The 22048-nt window shown below is 68.4% G+C and carries 16 protein-coding genes; 11 read left to right on the top strand and 5 right to left on the bottom strand.

The genetic code is table 11. The annotated features are described in order from the left end of the window. Nucleotide 1 precedes the first annotated feature (1 nt). The gene (locus ACYVJH_RS09550) at nucleotides 2–2248 is read right to left on the bottom strand and encodes an amidohydrolase family protein (RefSeq protein WP_460454415.1); all 2247 of its coding nucleotides are present in this window, start codon (nucleotides 2246–2248) and stop codon (nucleotides 2–4) included. 184 nt (nucleotides 2249–2432) lie between these two features. Here ACYVJH_RS09550 and ACYVJH_RS09545 point away from each other — a divergent pair, with 184 nt between their 5' ends. Continuing rightward, nucleotides 2433–3011 (top strand): LOG family protein, encoded by a 579-nt coding sequence (locus tag ACYVJH_RS09545; protein WP_460454414.1) that lies wholly within the window; start codon nucleotides 2433–2435, stop codon nucleotides 3009–3011. A gap of 3 nt (nucleotides 3012–3014) precedes the next feature. Here ACYVJH_RS09545 and ACYVJH_RS09540 read toward each other — a convergent pair whose 3' ends face one another. Both ACYVJH_RS09540 and ACYVJH_RS09535 read right to left on the bottom strand, forming a co-directional pair. Then, entirely contained in the window at nucleotides 3015–3404 is a 390-nt protein-coding gene (locus ACYVJH_RS09540) for a TfoX/Sxy family protein (protein WP_460454413.1), read from the bottom strand. 25 nt (nucleotides 3405–3429) lie between these two features. Beyond that, nucleotides 3430–3918, bottom strand: coding sequence for a GAF domain-containing protein (locus tag ACYVJH_RS09535; RefSeq protein WP_460454412.1), 489 nt, complete (start codon nucleotides 3916–3918; stop codon nucleotides 3430–3432). A 233-nt stretch (nucleotides 3919–4151) separates the two neighbouring features. On the opposite strand from ACYVJH_RS09535, the gene bioD reads away from it, so the two are divergent. From bioD to ACYVJH_RS09510, 5 genes are all read left to right on the top strand, one after another. Further along, nucleotides 4152–4838, top strand: coding sequence for a dethiobiotin synthase (gene bioD / locus ACYVJH_RS09530; protein WP_460454411.1), 687 nt, complete (start codon nucleotides 4152–4154; stop codon nucleotides 4836–4838). A 158-nt stretch (nucleotides 4839–4996) separates the two neighbouring features. Continuing rightward, nucleotides 4997–6166, top strand: a complete 1170-nt coding sequence (locus tag ACYVJH_RS09525; RefSeq protein WP_460454410.1) for an efflux RND transporter periplasmic adaptor subunit — start codon at nucleotides 4997–4999, stop codon at nucleotides 6164–6166. A gap of 15 nt (nucleotides 6167–6181) precedes the next feature. After that, the gene (locus tag ACYVJH_RS09520) at nucleotides 6182–9295 is read left to right on the top strand and encodes an efflux RND transporter permease subunit (RefSeq protein ID WP_460454409.1); all 3114 of its coding nucleotides are present in this window, start codon (nucleotides 6182–6184) and stop codon (nucleotides 9293–9295) included. Then, nucleotides 9292–9921 (top strand): TetR/AcrR family transcriptional regulator, encoded by a 630-nt coding sequence (locus tag ACYVJH_RS09515; protein WP_460454408.1) that lies wholly within the window; start codon nucleotides 9292–9294, stop codon nucleotides 9919–9921. The genes ACYVJH_RS09520 and ACYVJH_RS09515 overlap by 4 nt, the downstream gene beginning before the upstream one ends. A gap of 74 nt (nucleotides 9922–9995) precedes the next feature. After that, nucleotides 9996–10892, top strand: a complete 897-nt coding sequence (locus ACYVJH_RS09510) for an SDR family NAD(P)-dependent oxidoreductase (RefSeq protein ID WP_460454407.1) — start codon at nucleotides 9996–9998, stop codon at nucleotides 10890–10892. Nucleotides 10893–10902: 10 nt separating this feature from the next. On the opposite strand, the gene queD is transcribed toward ACYVJH_RS09510, so the two are convergent. Together queD and ACYVJH_RS09500 are read right to left on the bottom strand one after the other, a co-directional pair. Next, entirely contained in the window at nucleotides 10903–11262 is a 360-nt protein-coding gene (gene queD, locus ACYVJH_RS09505; protein ID WP_460454406.1) for a 6-carboxytetrahydropterin synthase QueD, read from the bottom strand. A gap of 31 nt (nucleotides 11263–11293) precedes the next feature. Continuing rightward, nucleotides 11294–11818 carry a hypothetical protein gene (locus ACYVJH_RS09500; RefSeq protein WP_460454405.1) on the bottom strand — a complete coding sequence of 175 codons (525 nt, stop codon included), beginning with the start codon at nucleotides 11816–11818 and terminating at the stop codon, nucleotides 11294–11296. Between the two features lie 375 nt (nucleotides 11819–12193). Between ACYVJH_RS09500 and ACYVJH_RS09495 the strand changes: the two genes are divergently transcribed. Genes ACYVJH_RS09495 through ACYVJH_RS09475 form a run of 5 tightly spaced genes read left to right on the top strand, consistent with a single transcriptional unit; the run spans nucleotide 12194 to nucleotide 22014 of the window. After that, on the top strand, nucleotides 12194–13975 hold the full coding sequence (locus ACYVJH_RS09495; RefSeq protein WP_460454404.1) for a tetratricopeptide repeat protein: 1782 nt from the start codon (nucleotides 12194–12196) through the stop codon (nucleotides 13973–13975). Then, the gene (locus ACYVJH_RS09490; RefSeq protein ID WP_460454403.1) at nucleotides 13972–15843 is read left to right on the top strand and encodes a hypothetical protein; all 1872 of its coding nucleotides are present in this window, start codon (nucleotides 13972–13974) and stop codon (nucleotides 15841–15843) included. Before ACYVJH_RS09495 ends, ACYVJH_RS09490 begins: the two co-directional genes overlap by 4 nt. After that, nucleotides 15840–17942, top strand: coding sequence for a tetratricopeptide repeat protein (locus ACYVJH_RS09485; RefSeq protein ID WP_460454402.1), 2103 nt, complete (start codon nucleotides 15840–15842; stop codon nucleotides 17940–17942). Before ACYVJH_RS09490 ends, ACYVJH_RS09485 begins: the two co-directional genes overlap by 4 nt. Continuing rightward, a complete protein-coding gene (locus ACYVJH_RS09480; RefSeq protein ID WP_460454401.1) occupies nucleotides 17935–19791 on the top strand; it encodes a tetratricopeptide repeat protein in 1857 nt (618 codons plus the stop codon). Before ACYVJH_RS09485 ends, ACYVJH_RS09480 begins: the two co-directional genes overlap by 8 nt. Before the next feature lie 30 nt (nucleotides 19792–19821). Beyond that, entirely contained in the window at nucleotides 19822–22014 is a 2193-nt protein-coding gene (locus tag ACYVJH_RS09475) for a hypothetical protein (RefSeq protein ID WP_460454400.1), read from the top strand. The last annotated feature ends 34 nt before the right edge of the window (nucleotides 22015–22048 follow it).

The following is a 22048-nucleotide window of genomic DNA, read 5'->3' as shown; positions in this document are numbered from 1 at the left end:
CTCAGTCAGCGTGCTGTGCGCCGAGACGGCCTTCCAGGCCCTTCCGGAGTTCCGCCGGCTCGTGGCGGCGCCCTTCCCGGAAAACCCAGCGCACGCGCCGGATGTTGGACGGGTCGGCGGCCGGGTCGCCATCGAGCACCAGCAGGTCGGCGTCGTAGCCGGGTTTGAGCTGGCCCTTGCTGGCGCCCAGGTCCAGTGCCCGGGCGCCGTTGCCGCTCATGATGCGAACCACGTCCGGTAGCGCGAAGCCTGCCTCGGACAGCAGCTCGAAATTGCGCTGGTCGCCGAAGCCCGGCAGCACGTGGCGCCCGGTGTCGGGACCCGCCAGCAAGACACCGCCAGCGGCCACGAACCGTCGTTCGAAGGCCATCAGCTTCGCCAGCAAGGCGGGCGTGTAGGCGGGATTGGCCCGGCCGGCGACCAGCTGTTCCTGCCGGAGCCGGTAGTCGTCCCGGAAGCGCGGTGCCAGGTAGGCCAGCGCCTGCGCCTCGCCCTGCGGGCGATGCGGGAAGTGGGATTCGATGATCGCCAGCGTCGACGTCAGCATCGTGCCGTTTTCGACCAGGGTCCGGACGAGCGCATCCACGCGCGGATCCCTGGCGTCGAGCGCGGCGATGGATGCCAGCGGCGATCGGCAGTCGCCGCTGGCCTTGCCGGCCAGGAAGTCGGTGCTCGAAAGAAGCCCGTGCTCGATGCGGTCCACGCCCATCCGCGAAGCTTCGGCGTAGGTCAGCGAGCACAGATGGGCGGAAACACTGCGTCGGCGCGCATGCGCCGCCTGGACGATGGCGGCGGCGATTTCGGGCTGCACGTGCCGGTAAAGCTTGAACGTATGCACGCCAAGATCGGCCCAGTGCTTGACGAAGGCGCGCGCCTCGTCGGCGCTGCCGGGCTTGTCCATCGGGCCGTTGCCGCCGGGGCCGGTGACGTAGGGCGCCGATGCCAGCAGCCGGGGACCGGCGACGTCGCCATCTTCGATGGCCCTTGCAAGGGCGAGTTCGGCCCGCGCGTCGGCGCTGCCGGCGGTCTGCAGGGTGGTGACGCCCGCGGCTAGGTAGAGCCGCGCCGCCGGCTCACCCAGGAACGGCGCGCCCGGCAGGTGCATGTGGTTGTGCACGCCGACCAGGCCGGGCAGCAGCCAGCGACCCTGCAGATCGACCACGCGGTCGCCGGGCTGGCGCACCAGCGCCGCGGAGGGCGCCACATCGACGATGCGGGCACCACGGATCCTGAGGCCCATGCCGGCGCGGGACGGCTGGCCGTCCCCGGCCTGCAGCGTGGCATTGATGAGCAGCAAGTCGCCCGGCGGGGTTGCGCCGGCGAGCAGGCCCCGCGACACGAACAGCGCCCGAAGCGCGTCCTCGTCTTCCAGCGGATGCACCAGCGATCGCGCGGAACGGCCCGCCTCGTGCGCCAGCGCGGCCACGCGGCCCTGGCCGTTGAACAGGGTCCGCGGCGTCCGCTCCGCGATCGGATCGGCATAGGCCTCGATGGCCGGGATGATCTCCCAGCCATCCGAGCGCAGGGCGTTCACCAGGTCGGTAATGAACAGCGCGGCCAGATCGTTTTCGTGGAGCAGAAGGACATGTGCAGGCGAACGGCCAAGGTTGTCGCGGGCGATGTCGTCGTAAAAGCGCGCGGCATCGACCAGGGTTTGCACATAGATGTCGCGCAGGGCATCAAGGTCAAGCGCCGGGTCGGCACGCCTGGCCTCGGCGGCGAGCGCGTCCAGGTACCAGTCGTAGTTGTCGATGGTGACGTAGCCGTTGCGCAAGCCCATGGCGGCCAGCCCTTCACGCACCGCGTCCCGTTGGGCTTCGTCGCGTCCCTCGTCGAGAAAGGGGTAACGGAAGTAGGCCGGTGCCTCGCCAAGGCCCGAGAGCATTTTGTTGGCGCGACGTGCATCGGCCAGGTAGTCGGCAGCCTGGGCCTGGCGTAGCCAGCCGTGCGCATGGGAATGATTGGCCAGCACGTGGCCGGCCGCGACGTAGGCGCGCAGCCGCGCCTCGGCGCCGGGCGTGTCGCCGAGCCGCTGCGTCGTCGCGAATATCATGGCGCCGCGAACCTCGGCGGCCTCGAGTCCGGCGATCAGTCGCCGGGTGCGTTCCTGGCCGGTTAGGAATGCGCCATCCGGACGCGGCGCATCGTCGAAGGTAATCGCCAGCCGGCGGCTGGACGCCGCCCCATCGGCAGCCGGTGCCAGCAGCGGGCAAGCCAGCAGGAACACAAGCAGGAGCAGTCGCGGCATTTACAGGTCACTCTCATCGCGGGAACACCCGGACGCTAGCCGCCGCGGGGCGAAGTCGCCAGCCCCGACCGTCATCCGCGGCCACGCCAGCCCCGTGCCGGCGATCACGGGGCAGGCAGCCGGTGGACACAGGGAGGCGACCAAGGTGGCAAAATAGCGCCCCTACGAGTCGATGGACACCGCCATGCGCGTTTGCGTTTACGCCGCCTCCAGCGCCCGCGTGGCGCCCGAATTCCACGCCGCCGCCCGCCAGCTTGGCGAAACCCTCGCGGCCAACGGCTGCAGCATTGTTTATGGCGGTGGCTCGCAGGGCCTGATGGGCTCGCTGGCCGACGGTGCCCTGTCGAAGGGCGGCGAAGTGGTGGGCATCCTGCCGCGCTTCATGGCCGACCTCGAGTGGGGCCACCCTGGCCTGACCCACCTGGAGCTGGTGGAGGACATGCGCGAGCGCAAGCACAAGCTGCTCACCGGATCCGACGCGGTGGTCGCGCTGCCCGGTGGCTGCGGCACGCTCGAGGAACTGTTCGAGGCGATCACGCTCAAGCGCCTGGGCATCTACTTCAGCCCGATCCTGCTGCTCAACGTGCGCGGCTTCTACGCGCCGCTGCAGGGCTTCATGGAATCGGTGATCGCCGAGCGCTTCATGAACCCCGAACACGCGGCGATGTGGTCGCTGGTCGACCGCGTCGAGGACGTGCTGCCGACCATCAAGGCGACGCCGCCCTGGCGCGAGGATGCGCGCGACTACGCGGTGGTGCGCTAGGACTCAGTCGTCGCGCGACGACGACGGATCGTCGAAACCGAAGCCCGGGCCGGGCATGTCGCCTTCGTCCTCGCCGTCCAGGTGCACGGTTTTCACCGGCGCCGCGGCCGGCATGCGCTTGTTCTTGGGCAGCGGCAGCTTGGCGACTTCGTCACCGGCGGCCAGCACCAGTTCGCTGCGGCGCTCATCCGGGATTTCCTGCCAGTGGCAGCCCAGGATCGCGCCCTCCAGTGCGTAAAGCAAGTTGAGGCTGGGCTTGAAGCCGGCGCGCTTGACCCGCACGAATGCCGCCAGCGAGCCCACCGATTCAAGGTCCTCCTGGCTGCGGATGCCCGTCTGGCGCAGCCAGGCGGCGGATTTCGGGCCGATGTTTCGCAGTTTCGTTCCGGTCATGCCTGTGTCCTGTCCCCACGCAGTGTCAGGCAGGGCCCAACGTCTTTATGAACGCATCAGCGATCGATTCGAGGCCAGCCTGGTCATCGGCGTCGAACCGGTCGGTCTCCGGACTGTCGAGGTCGAAGACGCCGACGAGCTGCTCGCCGAGATAGAGCGGCACCACCAGTTCCGAACGCGAGGCCGCGTCGCAGGGAATGTGCCCCGGAAAGGCATCGACGTCGGCGATGCGCTGGGTCTGGCGGGTCTGGGCGGCGGTGCCGCAAACGCCACGGCCCAGGGCGATGCGCACGCAGGCCGGATGGCCCTGGAAAGGACCGACCACCAGTTCGGTGCCGTCAAAGAAATAAAAGCCGACCCAGTTCAGCTGCGGCAGCGCGTGGTAGACCAGCGCCGAAAGATTGGCGGCATTGGCGATCCGGTCGGGCTCGCCGTGCATCAGGCCGCGGGCCTGCTCAAGCAGCTGTGCGTATTGTTCGGCCTTGCTGCCGGTGAGGCTGGACTGCGCGAACATCGGCGCTCCATCGTTCGGGGTCGGGGCAGTATTGTATGGCCTGGCGCCCGGGGGCGCGGGAGGGCGGTAATGCAATGGAGCGTTGAACAAAGGACGTCGTCGCCGTGCGAAGACCCTCTTCGCCGGCGCGGGCAGCAGGCGGCGCGGCTGGAAACGTTCGTGACCGCTGCCTCGGTCGACATCGCCGTCGCGTCTCATGGCGCGTGCCGAAAGCACGCGCGCCCGGTCCCGGCATGAGTGCCCACGGATTCGACCAGGGCTGTTTCGTCACCGGCACCGATACCGGCGCCGGCAAGACCTTCGCGTCCACCGTGCTGCTGCACGCCATGCGCCGCGACGGCCGCCCGGCCGTGGGTATGAAGCCCGTCGCCAGTGGCTGCGAACGCAAGCACGAAGGCTGGCGAAACGAAGATGCCCTGGCGCTCCTGGCCGCAAGCGACCCCCGGCCCGACTACCAGCTGGTCAATCCCTACGCGTTGCCCGAACCCACCGCGCCGCAGATCGCCGCCGCCATGGCCGGCGTGCATGTCGAACTGCCGACCCTGCTTGCCGCGCACACGGCCCTGGCCACGCAGGCAGGTGGCCGCGTGCTGGTGGAAGGCGTCGGCGGCTGGCTGGCGCCGCTGGCCGATGGCCTGGAGCAGGCCGACCTGGTGCATGCCCTGGACCTGCCGGTGGTGCTGGTGGTGGGGCTGCGCCTGGGCTGCCTGAACCATGCACGCCTGACCGCCCGTGCCATCCAGGCCGACGGCTGCCGGCTGGCCGGCTGGATCGGCAACCAGGTCGAAGCCCCCGGCCCCCATGCGGCGGCCTACCGATCACTGCTCGAGGCCGCCCTGCCGGGCCCCTGCCTCGGCGAGCTGCCCTTCGCGCCCGGCGCGTCACCCGGCGAACTCGCCGCGAAGCTGTCGCTGCCCTGAACGGCAGCCCCGCCGGGGGTCCAAAACCCCCGGAAACAGGCCATCAGTTGGCTTGACAGCGGTCGATTCAAAACTAGAATGACCGTTCACTCTTTTCCGCTCGCGCCGGCTCGCCGGTCCGCGACCGACCCCGTATTCCTTATTCATCGAGGCATTCCATGTCCGCGTCCGCCCGATCCCGGCGTCCCCTGGCCCTTGCCGCCGCCGCCAGCCTGTTGCTGGCCGCCTGCGCCGGCGAGCCGGCGCCCACCCAGATGCCCGCGCCCGAAGTCACCGTGGTCACGCTGAAGGCCCAGCCCGTCCCGCTGACCCGCGGACTTGCCGGTCGCACCGTGCCCTTCGTGGTGGCCGAGGTTCGGCCGCAGGCGACCGGCATCGTTGAAAAGCGTCTTTTCGACGAGGGCAGCCTGGTCAAGGAAGGGCAGGTGCTCTACCAGCTCGACGACGCCACCTACCGCGCCGCCCGCGCCGCTGCCGCCGCCAACCTGGCGCGCGCCCAGGCGTCGGCCACGTCGGCGCGCCTGGCCGCCGAACGGTCCACCGAACTGGTGGCGCGGAAGCTGGTGGCCCAGCAGGACCACGAGCGCACCCTGGCCGCCGCCGCCGAAGCGGCCGCCGACGTGGCCGCCTACCGCGCCGCGCTGCAGGCCGCCGACGTCAACCTGGGCTATACCCGCATCACCGCGCCGATCTCCGGCCGCGCCGGCAAGTCCAGCGTCACCCAGGGCGCGCTGGTCACCGCCAACCAGGAAACGGCCCTGGTGACGGTGCAGCAGCTCGACCCGATCTACGTGGACCTGTCGCAGTCGGCCTCCGAGCTGATGCAGTTGCGCAAGGACGTCGAAGCCGGCCGCGTCGAACAAACCACCGTCGAAGCGAAGATCCTGCTCGAGGACGGCACGCCCTACGCCCACGAGGGCGTGCTTGAGTTCACCGACGTCACGGTTGATCCGGGCACCGGCAGTTACTCGCTGCGCGTGCGCGTGCCCAACCCCGACAACCTTCTGCTGCCGGGCATGTACGTGCGCGCCGTGGTCGAGCTGGGCACCCGGCCGGACGGCATCCTGGCACCGCAGCAGGGCATCAGCCGCGATGCCAAGGGCAACGCCACCGCGCTGGTGGTCACGGCCGAGGGCAAGGTCGAGCCGCGTGTAGTCACGACCAGCCGCACGGTCGGCGACCAGTGGCTGGTGGACGACGGCCTGCAGGCCGGCGACCGCGTGATCATCGAAGGCCTGCAGAAGGTCCGGCCGGGTGGCAACGCCAGGGCCGTCGAAGCCGGCGCCGCCGCGCCCGAAGCCGCGGCCCCGCCCGCGTCCGCCGAATAAGCCGAGGTCCAGCGCATGGCAAGGTTCTTCATCGATCGCCCGATCTTCGCCTGGGTGATAGCCATCATCATCATGCTCGCCGGCGGCCTGGCGCTGACCCAGCTGCCGATCTCGCGCTACCCGACGATCGCGCCGCCGACGATCACCATCAACGCCAACTACCCGGGCGCGTCGGCCCAGGCGGCCGAAAATTCGGTGACCCAGATCATCGAGCAGGCCATGACCGGCCTGGATGGCCTGGACTACCTGTCCTCGACCAGCGCCTCCAACGGCGCGGTGTCGGTCACCCTGACCTTCGAGACCGGCACCGACCCGGACATCGCCCAGGTGCAGGTGCAGAACAAGCTGCAGCTGGCCACCGCACTGCTGCCGGGCATCGTGCAGCAGCAGGGCATTTCGGTGAACAAGGCCTCGAGCGGCTTCCTGCAGGTGCTTGCCTTTGTCTCCGAAGACGGGTCGATGGACCGCAACGACATCTCCGACTACGTCTCGGCCAGCATCGTCGACCCGCTCAGCCGCGTGCCGGGCGTGGGAAGCGTGCAGGTGTTCGGTGGCAAGTACGCCATGCGCATCTGGCTCGACCCCGGCAAGCTCAACACCTACCGGCTGGCGCCCAGCGACGTGGTGTCGGCGATCCAGGCACAGAACGCCCAGGTCGCCGTGGGCCAGCTGGGCGGCACGCCGGCCATCGACGGCCAGCAGATCAATGCCACCATCACTTCCCAGGACCGCCTGCAGACGCCGGAACAGTTCCGCGCCATCGTCGTGCGCGCCAACAGCGACGGTTCGGTGCTACGCCTGGGCGATATCGCCCGGGTCGAGATCGGTTCGGAAAGTTATTCGGTGATCAGCCGCTACAACGGCAAGCCGGCCTCGGGCATCGCGATCTCGCTGGCCACCAATGCCAACGCCCTGGCCACGGCCGACGGCGTGGCCGAGCTGATTCAGCGGATGCAGCCAAGCTTCCCGCCGGGCCTGAAGGTGGTCATCCCCTTCGACACCACGCCCTTCGTGCGCGCGTCCATCACCGAGGTGGTCAAGATCCTGCTCGAGGCCTTCGTGCTCGTGTTCCTGGTGATCTTCCTGTTCCTGCAGAACTTCCGCGCCACCCTCATCCCGACCATCGCCATTCCGGTGGTGCTGCTGGGCACGCTGGGAATCCTGCTGGCGCTGGGGTTCTCGATCAACATGCTGACCATGTTCGCCATGGTGCTGGCGATCGGCCTGCTGGTGGACGACGCCATCGTCGTGGTCGAAAACGTCGAGCGCGTGATGAGCGAAGAAGGCCTGTCGCCGGTCGAAGCCACGCGCAAGTCCATGGACCAGATCACCGGCGCCCTGGTCGGCATCGGCCTGGTGCTGGCGGCCGTGTTCATCCCCATGGCCTTCCTCACCGGCTCGACGGGCGTGATCTACCGCCAGTTCACCGCGACGATCGTGTCCGCCATGGGCCTGTCGGTGCTGGTGGCCATCATCCTGACCCCGGCGCTGTGCGCGACCATGCTCACGCCGCTCAAGAAGGGCGAACACCACGGCGAGAAGGGCTTCTTCAAGTGGTTCAACGATCGTTTTGATGCCGGCAACAAGCGCTACCAGGGTTTCGTGGGCACCATGCTGCGCCGCGGCGGCCGCTTCCTGGCCATCTACCTGGTGCTGGCGGTGGTGATGGTGGCCGTGTTCCGGATCGTGCCCTCGTCTTTCCTGCCCGACGAAGACCAGGGCGTGGCCTTCACCATCGTGCAGACGCCGGTGGGCGCCACCCAGCAGCGCACGCAGAAGGTGATGGAGCAGGTCGAGAAGCACTACCTGGAGAACGAGGCCGACATCATCGAGTCCACCTTCTCGGTGCAGGGCTTCAGCTTCGCCGGCAGCGGCCAGAACAACGGCATGGTGTTCGTGAAGCTCAAGGACTGGGACGAACGCAACAGCGGCGACGGCAGCGTCACAGCGATGGTCGGCCGCGCCATGGGCGCCTTCAGCCAGATCAAGGACGCCATGGTGTTCGCGCTGGCGCCGCCGCCGGTGACCGAGCTCGGCACCACCGGTGGTTTCAACCTCTACCTCAAGGACAACCAGAACCAGGGCCACGAAGCGCTGATGGCCGCGCGCAACCAGCTGCTGGGCCTGGCCGCGCAGAGCCCGCTGCTCATGCAGGTGCGGCCCAACGGCCAGGAGGACGCGCCGCAGTTCCGCCTGGACGTGGACAACGACAAGGCCGCGGCGCTGGGCGTGTCTGTGGCCGAGATCAACAACACGCTGTCGGTGGCTTGGGGTGGTCGCTATATCGACGACTTCATCGACCGCGGGCGGGTCAAGCGGGTCTACGTGCAGGCCGATGCGCCGTATCGCATGGTGCCCGAGGACTTCAATCTCTGGTACGTGCGCAACAACCAGGGCGAGATGGTGCCGTTCTCCTCGTTCGCGACCTGGCACTGGGAATACGGCTCGCCGCGCCTGGAGCGCTACAACGGCGTACCGGCGGTGAACGTAACCGGCATGGCCACCGAGGGCGTCAGCTCCGGCGACGCCATGGCCGAGATGGAGCGCCTGGCGGAAGAACTGCCGGCTGGCTTCAGCTTGGAATGGTCGGGCGCGTCCTACCAGGAGCGCGTCGCCGATTCGCAGGTGCCGCTGCTGTACGCGCTGTCGCTGCTGATCGTCTTCCTGTGCCTGGCGGCGCTGTATGAAAGCTGGACCATCCCGACTTCGGTGCTGCTGGTGGTGCCGCTGGGCATCCTGGGCACGGTGCTGTTCACCTGGATGCGCGGGCTCGAGCGCGACGTCTACTTCCAGGTCGGCATGCTCACCACGGTCGGCCTGTCGAGCAAGAACGCCGTGCTGATCATCGAGTTCGCCAAGGCCAACATCGAAAAGGGCATGGACCTGGTCGACGGCACGCTGGCCGCCATCCGCGACCGCCTGCGGCCGATCCTGATGACATCCATCGCCTTCGGCTTCGGCGTGCTGCCCCTGGCCATCGCCACCGGCGCCGGTTCGGGCGCGCAGCGCGCGATCGGCACCGGTGTCATCGGCGGCATGCTCACCGGCACCTTCCTGGGCATCTTCTTCATCCCGCTGTTCTTCGTGGTGGTGCGGCGCGTGTTCTACCGCAAGGAAGCCAGCCGATGAGCCCGATGCCGGCCGGTGGCGGCGCCAAGGCGCGGGCGCGCCAGGAAGTGCAGCGCGCGCGCATCCTCGAGGCGGCGCGCACGTGTTTTTCCGAAGGCGGCTTCCATGGCACCGGCATGGCCGCCATCGCGCGCGCGGCCGGCATGAGCCAGGGCCTGATCTACCGGTATTTCACCAACAAGGCGGCGATCATCCGCGCCATCACCGACGAGCAGCGCGAGGAGCGCCGCGAGGCCCTGGCGGGCATCGCCACCTGCTCCGAGCTGGTCGAGCGGCTGCTCGAGAAGATCGATGCCTGGCGGGAAAGCGGGCCGGGCGGCAGCTGCGAAGGCGGTTTCGACGCCGCGCTGTTCCTGGAAGTGTCCGCCGAAGCTACCCGCGATGCGGACATCGCCGCCGTGGTCACGGCGCAGGAGCCGCAGATCTGGATTGATTTCGAGGACCTGGTGCGACGCAGCGCGATTGCCGCCGGCAAGCCGCTGGACGCCGAGGCGGTGCGCCGCCGCACGGTGGTGATGCGCTGCCTGGTGGATGGCCTGATCCTCTGTTACGTGCGCGACCCTGGCCAGGACCGCGACGTGCTGCGCCACAGCCTTCAGGAAGCAATCAGCGCCCTTTGCCTGTAGGGCCCGGCCCGCCGGCTTGCCGCCGGCCCCAACCGGGCCTACGCTGCTCCAGCCCACCCGCAGGAGTTCGCGCCATGCGTTTTTCGCTGATCGGCTTGTTGTCCGCCGCCCTTTCGATGCTTCCCGTGGGCGCCATGGCCCAGGAACCCGTTTCATACGCCGGCAAGACCGTGCTGGTCACCGGCTCCACCGACGGCCTGGGCCGGGAACTGGCGCGAAGCTTCGCCGCCGAAGGCGCCCACGTCATCGTGCACGGCCGCAGCGCGGAACGCGGCCAGGCGCTGGTGGACGAAATCACCGCGTCGGGAACTGGCTCGGCGAGTTTCATCGCCGGCGACTTTTCCTCGATGCAGGCCGTGCGCGACTTCGCCGACGCCGTTGGCCGCGAGGCCCCCAAGCTCGACCTGCTGGTCAACAACGCCGGCGTCGCCTTCAACGACGGCAAGCGCCGCACCAGCCAGGACGGCCACGAACTGCAGTTCGCCGTGAACTACCTGGCCGGCTGGGTGCTGGTGCACAAGCTGCGGCCGGCCCTGAAGGCCGCCGCGCCTTCGCGCATCATCAACGTGTCGTCCGGCAGCTCGGCGCCGATCGACTTCGACGACGTGATGCTCGAAGCCGAAGGTGCCGCCGCCCGCGGTTACGGCCAGAGCAAGCAGGCCCAGGCGACGATGACCAAGGCGCTGGCGCCCGCGTTCCTGGCCGATGGCATCACCATGATCTCCCTGCACCCGGCCACGCTGATGGACACGACCATGGTCAAGGGCATCGGTATCCCGCCGCGTACGACGGTGCAGGACGGCGTGGACCACGTGATGGGGCTGGCCAGGGCGCCGACGCTGGAAGCCGGCGCCTTCCACCTGGAAGGTGGCGTGCCGCGCGACACGATGGATCCGCAGGGCCAGGATCCGGAAGCGCAGGCGAAACTGCTGGCGCTGAGCGCCGAGCTGACTGGCGTGGCGGCGGAATAAACCGCCGCGTTCAGTCCTGGCCGGTGTAGCGGCAGCCCGAGGTGCAGGTTTCGTGCACGACCACGGCCGAAAGGCCGGGCAGGGCCGGCTGCAGCTTGTCCCAGATCCAGATCGCGAGGTTTTCGCTGGTCGGGTTTTCCAGGCCGGCGATGTCGTTGAGGTAATGGTGGTCGAGCTGGTCGTACAGCGGCCTGAAGGCCGCCTTGATGTCGCCGAAGTCCATCACCCAGCCCGTGTCGGCACCCACCTCGCCCGAAACGTGCAGCTCCACCCTGAAGCTGTGGCCGTGCACGCGCGCGCACTTGTGGCCGGACGGCACGTTGGGCAGCCGGTGCGCGGCCTCGAGGGTGAAGCTCTTGAAGATATCCATGGCCGGCATTGTAGCCCCGGCCACGAGGGACTCAGCGGACCGCGAGAACGTCGTCGGTTTCACCGCCGGCAGCCAGGCCGTAGTGGAAGGCAGTGACCCGGCCATCGGGGTCCAGCGACAGGGTAAAGGCGACGAAGCGGGTGTCGTGGCCGCCGAGCCGGGCCAGGCCGGCGCCATCGAAGCGCCGTCCGCCCTGGTCGAGGCGGGTGGCCTGGGCCGAGAGCAGCGAAAACGCCACGTCGGTGCCGGTCAGCTCCGCGCGCAGCTGGTCCTGTACCGACGCCTGCACCGTCCAGCCCGGCGCCACCGCCTCACGCAGGGTGACGCCGGCGAGGGTGTCCGGGGCACGCTGCGGGGCGGTGGCGCCGACGTTGGCCGACAGGGCCAGGGCCAGCCCCGCGGCGGCGGCCAGTGAGCCCAGGCCCATCAGGGTCCGGGTCCGGCTGCGCGTGGGGGAGGGCGGGGCGGCGACGGCTGCCGCATCGCGGGGGGCGAACGACTGGGCAGCCCAGGCCAGGTCGGCGTCGGTCAGGTCTTCACGGATCAACAGGGTCATGGCCAGGTTCCGGGAAAGTGGGTCCGGGTGGAGACAGCAGCATCCGTGCCAGCGGCCTCCATGGCGCGCAAGTTATTGATCCGACATGACAGTCGTTCGGGGCTTGATAACCAGGGATGGCAAATCGCCGGCGCCGGGCGCCCGGACCCATGCGAAATGCATGGGCTCACCCGTGCAAGGCCGGGAATCGCTCGCGAAACGGCGTACAACAGCGTATTCGGCCAGTTTGTACGCCCTGTAAGCGGCGTCTATGCTGGCCTGCGGCTCGGGGGAGCGCTGACGTGGCGCCGCCGCTCGCCACTCCCCGTCGGGCCAGGGGGCTTGTGACAGGTGAGTTCGATACGAAAACACCGTCGTCGGAAAATCATTCGTGCCGTGCTGGCCTGGCTGGCGCTGTCGTGGTTGCTGTTGGCCATGGCCAACCTGCTGTTTCCGGCCCTGGGGCTGCCGCTGTCGGGCGTGCAGTGGGTCGTGTGGGGGCTGCTGCTGGCCCTGTTGCCGACACTGTGGTTTGCCTGGCGCGGCAGCGCCCTCGTGGACCCCGAGCACGACGCGCGCACCGCCCGCCGCATCGACCAGATGACTGTCGTGCTGGCGCTGGCCGCGCTGAGCCTGACCTTGCTGCGGCAATTCATCATTGGCCATGGCCCCGAGCCCGGCTTCGTCGTCGGGACGACCGCGCCGGCAGAAGCGGCGCCGGCCGCCCCGCGGCCGGTGGATCCGCATTCGATCGCGCTGCTGCCTTTCGTCAACATGAGCGCCGACCCGGAGCAGGAATACTTCTCCGATGGCTTGTCCGAAGAGCTGATCAACGTGCTGGCCCGCGTGCCGGGCCTGAAGGTCACCTCGCGCAGCTCGTCCTTCCTGTTCCGGGATACCAAGCTCGACAGCCGCGAGATCGCCGCGCAGCTTGGCGTTGCCAACCTCGTCAGTGGTTCCGTGCGGCGCCAGGGCGACAGCGTGCGCATCAGCGCGCAGTTGGTGGGCGCGGCCGACGACCAGTTGCTGTGGTCGGCCACCTTCGACCGCAAGCTCGAGGACATCTTCAGAGTGCAGGAAGAGATATCCCAGGCCATCGCCGACGCCCTGGCGACGTCGTTGGGCGTGCGGACCGTGGAAGTGGCGCCGGCCACCCAGGATCTGCAGGCGTATGAGCTCTACCTGCGCGGCCGCCAGCTGTTCGCCCTGCGTGGCAGCAATCTTGAGTCCGCCCGAAGCCTGATCCTGCAGGCGGTGGAAAGGGACCCAGCGTTCGCCGACGCCTGGGCCACGCTGGCCAGCATCGAATACGTCATGCCCAGCTATCTCGCCACGCCGACCGACGAGGCCAGCGCGCGCGCAGATGCCGCTGCCGGCCGCGCCCTGGCCCTGGTGCCGGAACTGCCCGCCGCGCTGGCCGTGCGTTCGAGACTGGCCGCCGATGCGGGCGAGCGGCTGGAATCGTTGGCCCTGGTGGAGGCGGCGCTGGCGGCGCAGCCCAACAGCGCCAATTCCTGGGTGTGGAAGGGCCTGACCCTGCTCGAGGCCGGTCACGTCAGCGCGGCACACGATGCCTTCGACCGCGCCCGCCAGCTCGACCCGCTCAGCGGCATCCAGCTGGGCTGGCTGGGCGCCACGGAACTGATGCAGGGCCAGCACGCGCAGGCCCGGGCCAACCTCGAGCGGGCGCACGCACTGGGCTGGCGCGGTCCGGCCGCCGTCTGGCTGCTCAAGCTGGCGCTGATCGAAGGTGACGGCACCGAGATCGAACGCCGCTATGCGGACTGGGTGCGGGAAGACGGCCGCATCGGTGCCGGCGAGCGCGTCGTGCACGAAGAGCTGGCGAGCATGATTGCCAATCCCTCGCAGCACCGTGCTGCCCGCCTGGTGCTGGCCGAAGCCGCGGCGACCTTCCCCGATTACGACTGGACCGTGCTGAACCTGCTCGCGGGTCTGACCGAACCGGCCATCGAAGAGGCCCTGCGCCCCAAGCCGGGCTCCGGCCAGCTGCTGCTGATGCTGGTGTGGTCGCCCGAGGCCAGGGCGTTCCGCGAACACCCCCGTTTCCTCGAAATCGGCGCCACCCGCGGCCTGCCCGAGTTCTGGGCGGAACATGGCGAACCCGACGTGTGTCACCTCGCCGCCACGGCGCCACCGCAACTGGAGTGCGACCGATGAGCCTGTTCGCCGAACTCAGCCGACGCAACGTGATCCGCATCGCCGGTTTCTACCTGGTCGCTGCCTGGCTGGTCGTGCAGGTGGCCGAAACCGTGCTGCCGGCCTTCGACGTGCCAGGCTGGGTGCTTAGGGCCCTCATCCTGGTGCTGGCGATCGGCTTCGTGCCGGCGCTGGTGTTTGCCTGGGTGTTCGAGCTGACGCCGGAGGGACTCAAGCGCGAGAAGACGCTGGAAAACGCCGGGGCCAATACGCAGCACACCGCGCGCAAGCTCGACATCGCGGTGATCGTGCTGCTGCTTGGCATTGGCGGGCTGATGCTCTGGAAACCGGTTGCGCCGGAACCGGCGGCAGGCACGGGACCTGCCCTGTCGTTGCCGGCGCCGGCAGAAGACGCCGATGCCTCGGCATCGGTGGCGGTGCTGGCCTTCGCCAACATGAGCCCCGATGCCGAGAATGAATACTTTGCCGACGGCATTTCCGAAGAGCTGCTCAACCTGCTCTCGCGCGTCGAGGGCTTGCGGGTCGCTTCGCGCACGTCGGCGTTTTCGTTCAAGGGCAAGGCCACGCCCATTCCCGAGATCGCGCAAGCACTGGACGTGCGCCACGTGCTGGAGGGCTCGGTGCGCAAGCAGGGCCAACGCGTGCGCATCACCGCCCAGCTGATCGATTCGCAGACCGACGGGCACCTGTGGTCGCAGACCTATGACCGCGAGCTGGCCGACATCTTCGCCGTGCAGGAGGAAATCGCCCAGTCGATCGCCAGTGAATTGCAGGGCGTGCTTGGGGTGCGACGGGTTTCGGTCGCGGCGCCAACCGCCGACCTCGAGGCCTACGAACGCTTCCTGCGCGGACGCACGCGTTTCTACCGGCGCGTGGACTTGGACGAGGCCATCGCCGACCTGCGCTTCGCGGTGGAGCGCGACCCAGCGTTCCTCGAGGCCTGGGCCTATCTTGGCGCGGTCAACTACGTGGTCGGCGCGGGCGGTTATCCGTCCGAACTCGATCGTGCACAGCTGAGGTCGGACGCGAAGGTGGCTGCCCGGAAGGCCTTGTCGCTCGATCCCGGGCATGGCCTGGCGCTGGCCGTCCAGGGGCAGATATTCATGGACGAGGGCAGCGCCGAAAAACTGGTCGAGGGACTTGCCTTGCTTGAGCAGGCGGCGGAACGCGTTACCGCCGACACCTCGGCGCGCCTGTGGCTTGGGCTGGCATGGATCCAGCTGGGCCACGCCGAAATCGCCCAGAAACACCTGGAAAGTGCCCATGCCCAGGATCCACTCGTGGCAATCAACAATGGTTGGCTGGGCGTGGCGCTCGCGGCCCAGGGACGATGGCAGGACGGCGCGCGGCTGGCCGACCGCGCCGTGGAGCTGAGTGAGCTTCCGTTCTGGTCGAGTGTCATCGGCGTAGGACTGGCCAATGCGGACAGACTTGAAGAAGCCCGGCCACTGTTGATGGCCTGGCACGCGATCGTGACGAATGCCCGGGACGACCCGCAGGCTGCCCCCGATTTGCTGGCTGCAATGCTGGCGGCGCGGGAGGATTCCTCGCAGAGGCCGGCATTCTTCACCAGGACGGAGGCACTGGAGCCGAGGCTGAGGGCGGAAATCGAGCTTCCTTCGGCCCTGATGTTCCGGGATCGGGATCGGATCTTCGCCATGGTCGATGAGCCAAGCAGACGTCTCAGGGTCAGTACGTCGGCCTGGCTGCCTTCGATGGGCTGGCTGCGCGAGGATCCCCGGTTCTTCGCGCTGATGCAGGCGGACGGCGTAGTGGGGTTCTGGGAGCAACGGGGCTATCCGCCCGGCTGCCGGCCCGTGGATGATCCCGCCGGCCGTCGGCTCGACTGCAGCGGGTACGGCCGATGAGCCTGTTCGCCGAACTGCGCCGCCGCAACGTCATCCGCATGGCGGGGCTCTACCTGGTGGGCGCGTGGTTGATCGTGCAGGTGGCCGAAACAGTGCTGCCCGCGTTCGACGTGCCGGGCTGGATGCTGCGCGCCATCATCATCGTGCTGGCGCTGGGGTTCATTCCGGCGCTTGTTTTCAGCTGGGTCTTCGAGATCACGCCCGATGGCCTAAAGCGCGATGCCGGGGCCGATGCCGCTAATCCGGCCGGATCACGTACGGCCCGGCGGATGGACCGGCTGACCCTGGCCGGCGTGCTGGTGTTGCTGGTGGTTATTGCCGCCGATCGTTACTGGCCGCGTGATGAACCACCCGCGCAGCCCCCGGTTTCCGAATTGCCGGCTGCAACGCCCGCGAATGGCCTTGAAGCCACCGCGCACAATGAATCCAACGGTCCTGCGCAGGCGCGCGAGCCCGGTCTGATCGCCGTACTGCCCTTCCGCAACCGCAGCGCGCGCGCCGAAGACGCCTACTTCGCCGAGGGCATCCACGACGACCTGCTGACCCAGCTGTCCAAGGTGTCCGCATTCAAGGTGATCTCACGCACCTCGATGATGCGCTACGCCGATTCAGAGCTGTCCGTCCCGGAAATCGCTGCGGAACTGGGCGCATCCGTGGTGCTGGAAGGCGCCGTGCAGCGCGCCGGAGACCAGGTCCGGGTGAACGTCCAGCTGATCGACGGTGAAAGCGATCTGCACCTGTGGGCCGAGAACTACGACCGCGAACTGACCACCGAAACCATCTTTTCGATCCAGGCCGACATCGCCCAGGCCGTTGCCCAAGCGATGCAGGTGGCACTGAGCAAGGAGGAGGCCGATGCGCTTCGCGCCGGGTCCACGCAGAACCTGGCGGCGTACGACGCCTATCTACGCGGCCGGCTGGCCTCCGACCTCACGTCGATTTCCACCGAAGCGGCCATGCAGGGAATCGCTGCGTACGACCGCGCCATCGCCCTGGACCCCGGCTTCGCGGAGGCCCATGCCCGCAAGGCGCGCGTCCAGCTGCTTGGCAATTGGCTGGCGGTGGGGCCGCGGTCCTGGCGCGAGGACGCGCGCACCAGCCTGGCCGCGGCGCAGCGACTGGCGCCCGACAACCTCGAAACCCTGATGGCGCAGGCCTACGAGTACTACCTGGGCGACCTGGATTACGCGCGTGCGGACGCCGTCCTGCGGACTATCCTCGACCGCGTGCCCGACCACGCCGAGGCGCTGGAAGCCAGCGGCTACGTCGCCCGTCGCGATGGGCGGTTCGATGATGCCTTCTCCTACCTGGAGCGCTCGTTGGCCGTCGACCCGCAGGCAACGGACGTGATGATCGCGCTGGTCGAAATCCTGTTCATCGCACGGGGCGACTTCGCCGGCGCGGAGGCCATGCTGGAACGTGCCAGGAAGCTCGATGCCGATACACAGGCCCGCGCCATCTGGATCGCCGAAGAGCAGGGCGACCTCGATACCGCCTGGGCCAGGGTGGAGGGCCCGCTGAACAACTTCGTGGCCGCGCCGGCGAGAGTAGCGATCAAGAGCCGCGAACCCGAACGCATTGCCCATGCGCTGTCGCCGGCGATCTGGCCGGAGGACCAGCGCAGCCAGGGCGATTTCCCCGAGGCCTACGCCATGGTGCAAGCCCAGGCCATGCTCGCCCTGGGACGGCAGGCCGAGGCCACGCGACTGCTTGATGAGATTGGGCAAAGAATGGCCCTGCAGGACGACCCCTATCCATCACGCTGGCTGGGAAACGCCTACTACTTCCCCTGCGACCTGCCGGGCATGCAGGGCGACCTGGCGGGCGTCCGTTCGGCGGAGGCCGATTTCCTCCGGAACGCCCGCCGCGATGTCTGGGGCTCGCGGCGCATACATCATTCGCTGGCGGTTGCCTTTGCCCGCGCCGGCGATCCCGAGCGCGCGCTGCACTACCTCGAGCTCCTGACCGAAACCTTCAGCCCCCATACCTACGGCTGGTTCTCCGTCGAGCCGGGACTGGAGCCGCTGTACGCGCATCCGCGCTGGCTGGCGATGAAGGCCGACTACGAGCAATGGCTGGAGGCACGCGGCAATGACTGATTTCTTTGCCGAACTCCGCCGCCGCAACGTCATCCGCATGGCGGGGCTGTACCTGGTGGGCGCGTGGCTGGTCGTGCAGGTGGCGGAGACGCTGCTGCCGGCGTTCGGCGTTCCCGACTGGGTGTTGCGCGCGATCATCATCGTGTTGGCGCTGGGTTTCGTGCCGGCGGTGACATTCGCCTGGGTGTTCGAGTTCACGCCCGATGGCCTGAAGCGGGAAAGCGAGATTGATCGCTCGCTCGGCGTGGCCCACCACACGGCGCGCAAGCTGGACGTCGCGGTGATCATCCTGCTGCTGGCGGTGGCTGCGCTGGTGCTGTTCAAGCCGACGATGCCGGTTCCGGCGCCGGCCGAGCTGGCCGATAGCGAAGCGGCCGAGGACGTTGCAGGTTCGGCGACAGACGCTCCCGATTCCCGCGCGGGCATGGCCAGCATTGCCGTGCTGCCCTTCGCCGACCTGTCGCAGGCCGGCGACCAGGCCTATTTCTCGGACGGCATGGCCGAAGAAATCCTCAACGTGCTTACCAAGGTCGAGGGATTGCAGGTGGCGTCGCGCACTTCGGCTTTCGCATTCAAGGGCCAGGAGGACCTGGGCATTCCGGCCATCGCCCGCCAGCTCGGCGTGCGCCACGTGCTGGAAGGCAGTGTGCGCCGGGCGGGCGACACGCTGCGCATCACCGCACAGTTGATCGATGCCGAAACCGACCGCCACCTGTGGTCGGAAACCTTCGATCGCCCGCTGACGGCCGAGAACGTGTTCGCGATCCAGGACGAAATTTCCCGTGACATCGTCGCGGCCCTGGTCAAGGAGCTGCCGAGCGCCCGGATGGGCGAAGTCAGCCGCGCCAGCGCTACCACCAACCTCGGCGCCTACGACAACTACCTCAAGGCGCGCGCCCTGGTGCGTGCGCGCCGGCAGCTTCAAGCCGCCGACCAGCTGCTGGAACAATCGCTGCAGCAGGACCCGCAGTACGCACCGGCCTGGGCGCTTCGGGCCGGCGTGCAGCTGCTGCTCGGCGAATACACCGACACACCGCTGACGGCCCAGGAGTTGGCCGAACGCGGCAAGACGTTCGCCGACCGGGCCCTGGCGCTGGAACCGGACAGCGCACTCGCCTTGTCGGTGAAGGCCAACATGCGCTCACGGTCGGCGCAGCGGAACCTTTCGAGGGAGGACCTGGTCGCGGTGTTCGCGGACTACGAGCGCTCGCTGGAGATAGACCCCAACAACCCCGATACGCTCAACTGGGCCGGACTGATGCACGCGTTCGTGGGTGAGTCGGAGCAGGCGCTCGCTTCGTTCCGGCGCTGTGTCGAGGTGGACCCGACCGCCGCCGCATGCACGGAGAACGAATACGACCTGCTAATGACGTTGGGTCGCCATGACGAGGCCTGGCGGACCTATCTCGCCGCCTTCGACCGCGGCGCCATCACCGACCAGTACGCCAACTTCGAACTGTTGGCGCTTTACGACCAGAAAGCGGCCTTCGTGTTCGCCAGCAACCAGTCCAGATACCTGCCGCGCTGGACGCGGCACGATGCGCTCTACGACGCGTTCCAGAACCTCGACGCCGACCATGGCGAACTGGTGCGTGACGTCCTGGAGTTTGCGGCGCGCGAAGGCATCGACGTGGACAACGGCTATGTCGTGCTGATCATGCTGCCGCTGGGTGCCTACGACCTGCTCCCGGTTCCACCCGTGCTGTGGAGCCAGCAGGTTCATCGTTATCGCCAGTCACCCCAGTTCAAGCGCTTCATGATCAGCAGTGGCGTCCACGACTACTGGCGCAAGGCCGGCTTCCCGCCCCAGTGCCAGCCGCTCGGGGCCGATGACTTCCGCTGTGACTGACGCCGCCACCAACGAAACAGGAGTGGGATAGTGAAGTTTCTCGCCGAACTGCGCCGCCGAAACGTCATCCGGGTGGCCGGGCTTTACCTCGTCGGCGCCTGGCTGCTGGTGCAGATCGCGGAGACCTTGCTGCCGATATTCAAGACGCCCGACTGGGTGCTGCAGTCGCTGGTCGTGTTGCTCGCGCTGGGCTTCGTGCCGGCGCTGGTGTTGGCGTGGGTGTTCGAGATGACTCCCCAGGGACTGCGCCGCGAAAGCGAGGTCGAACCCCCGGCGAACACCGTCGATCACACCGCGCGCAAGCTCGACATCGCGGTGATCGTGCTGCTCGTTGCCGTCGCAGCCATGATGCTTTGGGGTAGGTCGGGGTCGGGCGTGCCCTCCGCGGGCGAGATTGCCGCAGTCCCGTCGAGCGCTAACACGGGCGACGAACCTGCCCCGGCCCTTGTTGATGCGCCGTTGCGATCGATCGCCGTGCTTGCCTTCGACGACCTCAGCGCCGACCAGGACCAGGCCTACTTCGCCGAAGGCGTGTCCGAGGAACTGCTGAACGTGCTTGCGCGCATCGATGGCCTGAAGGTCGCGGCGCGAACCTCGTCGTTCAAGTTCAAGGACGGGGACGCGGACATCGGCGAGATCGGGCGGGCGCTGGGCGTGGATGCCGTGCTCGAGGGATCGGTGCGCAAGAGTGGCGACCAGATGCGCATCACCGCCCAGCTGATCAAGGTCAGCGACGGCTTCCACCTGTGGTCGGAAAGTTACGACCGCAAGGTCGACAATATTTTCGCGGTGCAGGACGAAATCGCAACCGCCATCGTCGATGCGCTCAAGCTCCAGCTCGATATCGAAGAAGAAACCGCCGGTCGCACGACCAACGTCGCCGCCTACGACCTGTACCTGCGCGGTCGGCAGGAAGGACGCCAGCCCACGCGCGAAGGCCTGCTCAAGGCCATCGATCTGTACGAACAGGCCCTGGCGCTCGATGACGAATTCGCGGCTGCCTACGGCGGCATCGCCGAAGCCTGGGTCTGGCTCGAGGACTACGGCGGCTTCCGCGCTACCGAGGCCTTTCCCCGCGCGGAACAGGCGGCGCGGCGCGCGCTGGAGCTTGATCCACAGTCGGCCGAAGCCAAGACGGCGATGGCCATGGTCACCGACCGCTATTACAACGACCAGCAGCGGGCGGCGGCGCTGTTCGAAGACATCCTGGCGACCAGCCCGAACCATGTCGTCGCCTACAACCTCTATGCCGATGCACTGCTGGACACGGGCGAACCCCGTCGCGCCGTCGAGGTGCAGCGGCGCGCGGTCGCGCTTGATCCACTGTCGGTGTTCTACCGCGCCCGCCTGGCCAGCCGTCTGACGACGAATCGTCGGCTGGACGAGGCGGAGCAGGTATTGGGCGACATTCTTCGGGATGCCCCTGGCAACGACTACGCCGAAGAAGAGATGGCTTCCCTGCGCAGGATGCAGGGAAGGCTGGCGGACGCTGCCGCCCACCTGGTGCGCGTGCACGCCGAACGCCCGGGTGATCCGTACTCGGCGGCCTGGCTGGCCATCCTGGGTGTCGAGATGGGCGACGGCGCAATGGCGGATGCCTGGGTCGCCGCCTCCCGCGCGCGCGGGGCGGACAATCGCTGGGAGCTGCTGGCCCGCCGCGCCATCGCCGAGGCGCGTGGCGACGCAGCGGCCCTGGACGTCCTGGCCGACGCCAGCGGTGGCTACGTGGGCGCGTACCTGCGGGCAAGCGCGGCGATCGGACGGGAGGAGTGGCCCGCGGCCCGAAGGGCCTTGAACGATGCGCTCAGGCTCGGCAGTTATCGCGAGGGCCAGCCCTTGACCCTGCAGAACGTGGCGCCGCTGATCCTGCTGACCTGGCTGGACGACCGGGAAGGGAAGCCCGAAGCGGATGCCCGGCTTGCCGAGCTTACGAGCTTCCTGGAAAGGATCGAGGCTGACGGCGGCCAGGTCGTGAACAACATGAGCGGCTCGATCGAGCTCGCGCGCGTTGCCGCCATCGCCGGTGATCGCGAGCGCAGCCTGGGCTACCTGCGGGAAGCCATGGACGAAGAAGGCTTCCGCCAGGCCTGGCTGGTCGAGCGCGACCCGGTCTTCGAGGCCTGGCGCGACGACGCCGGTTTCAAGGCGTTGGCGGCAAGGATGCGCAGCCTCGCCAGGGACGAACACGCCAAGGTGGTCGCGGCCGGCCTGCACCGGCCCTGAGGCCCCGGGGCCGGTCGCGCCGGATGAGACCGGC

The sequence above is a fragment of the Arenimonas aestuarii genome (assembly GCF_054781715.1).
Note: the sequence above shows the minus strand (reverse complement) of the source record. Positions and strands in the feature narration are given on the sequence as shown.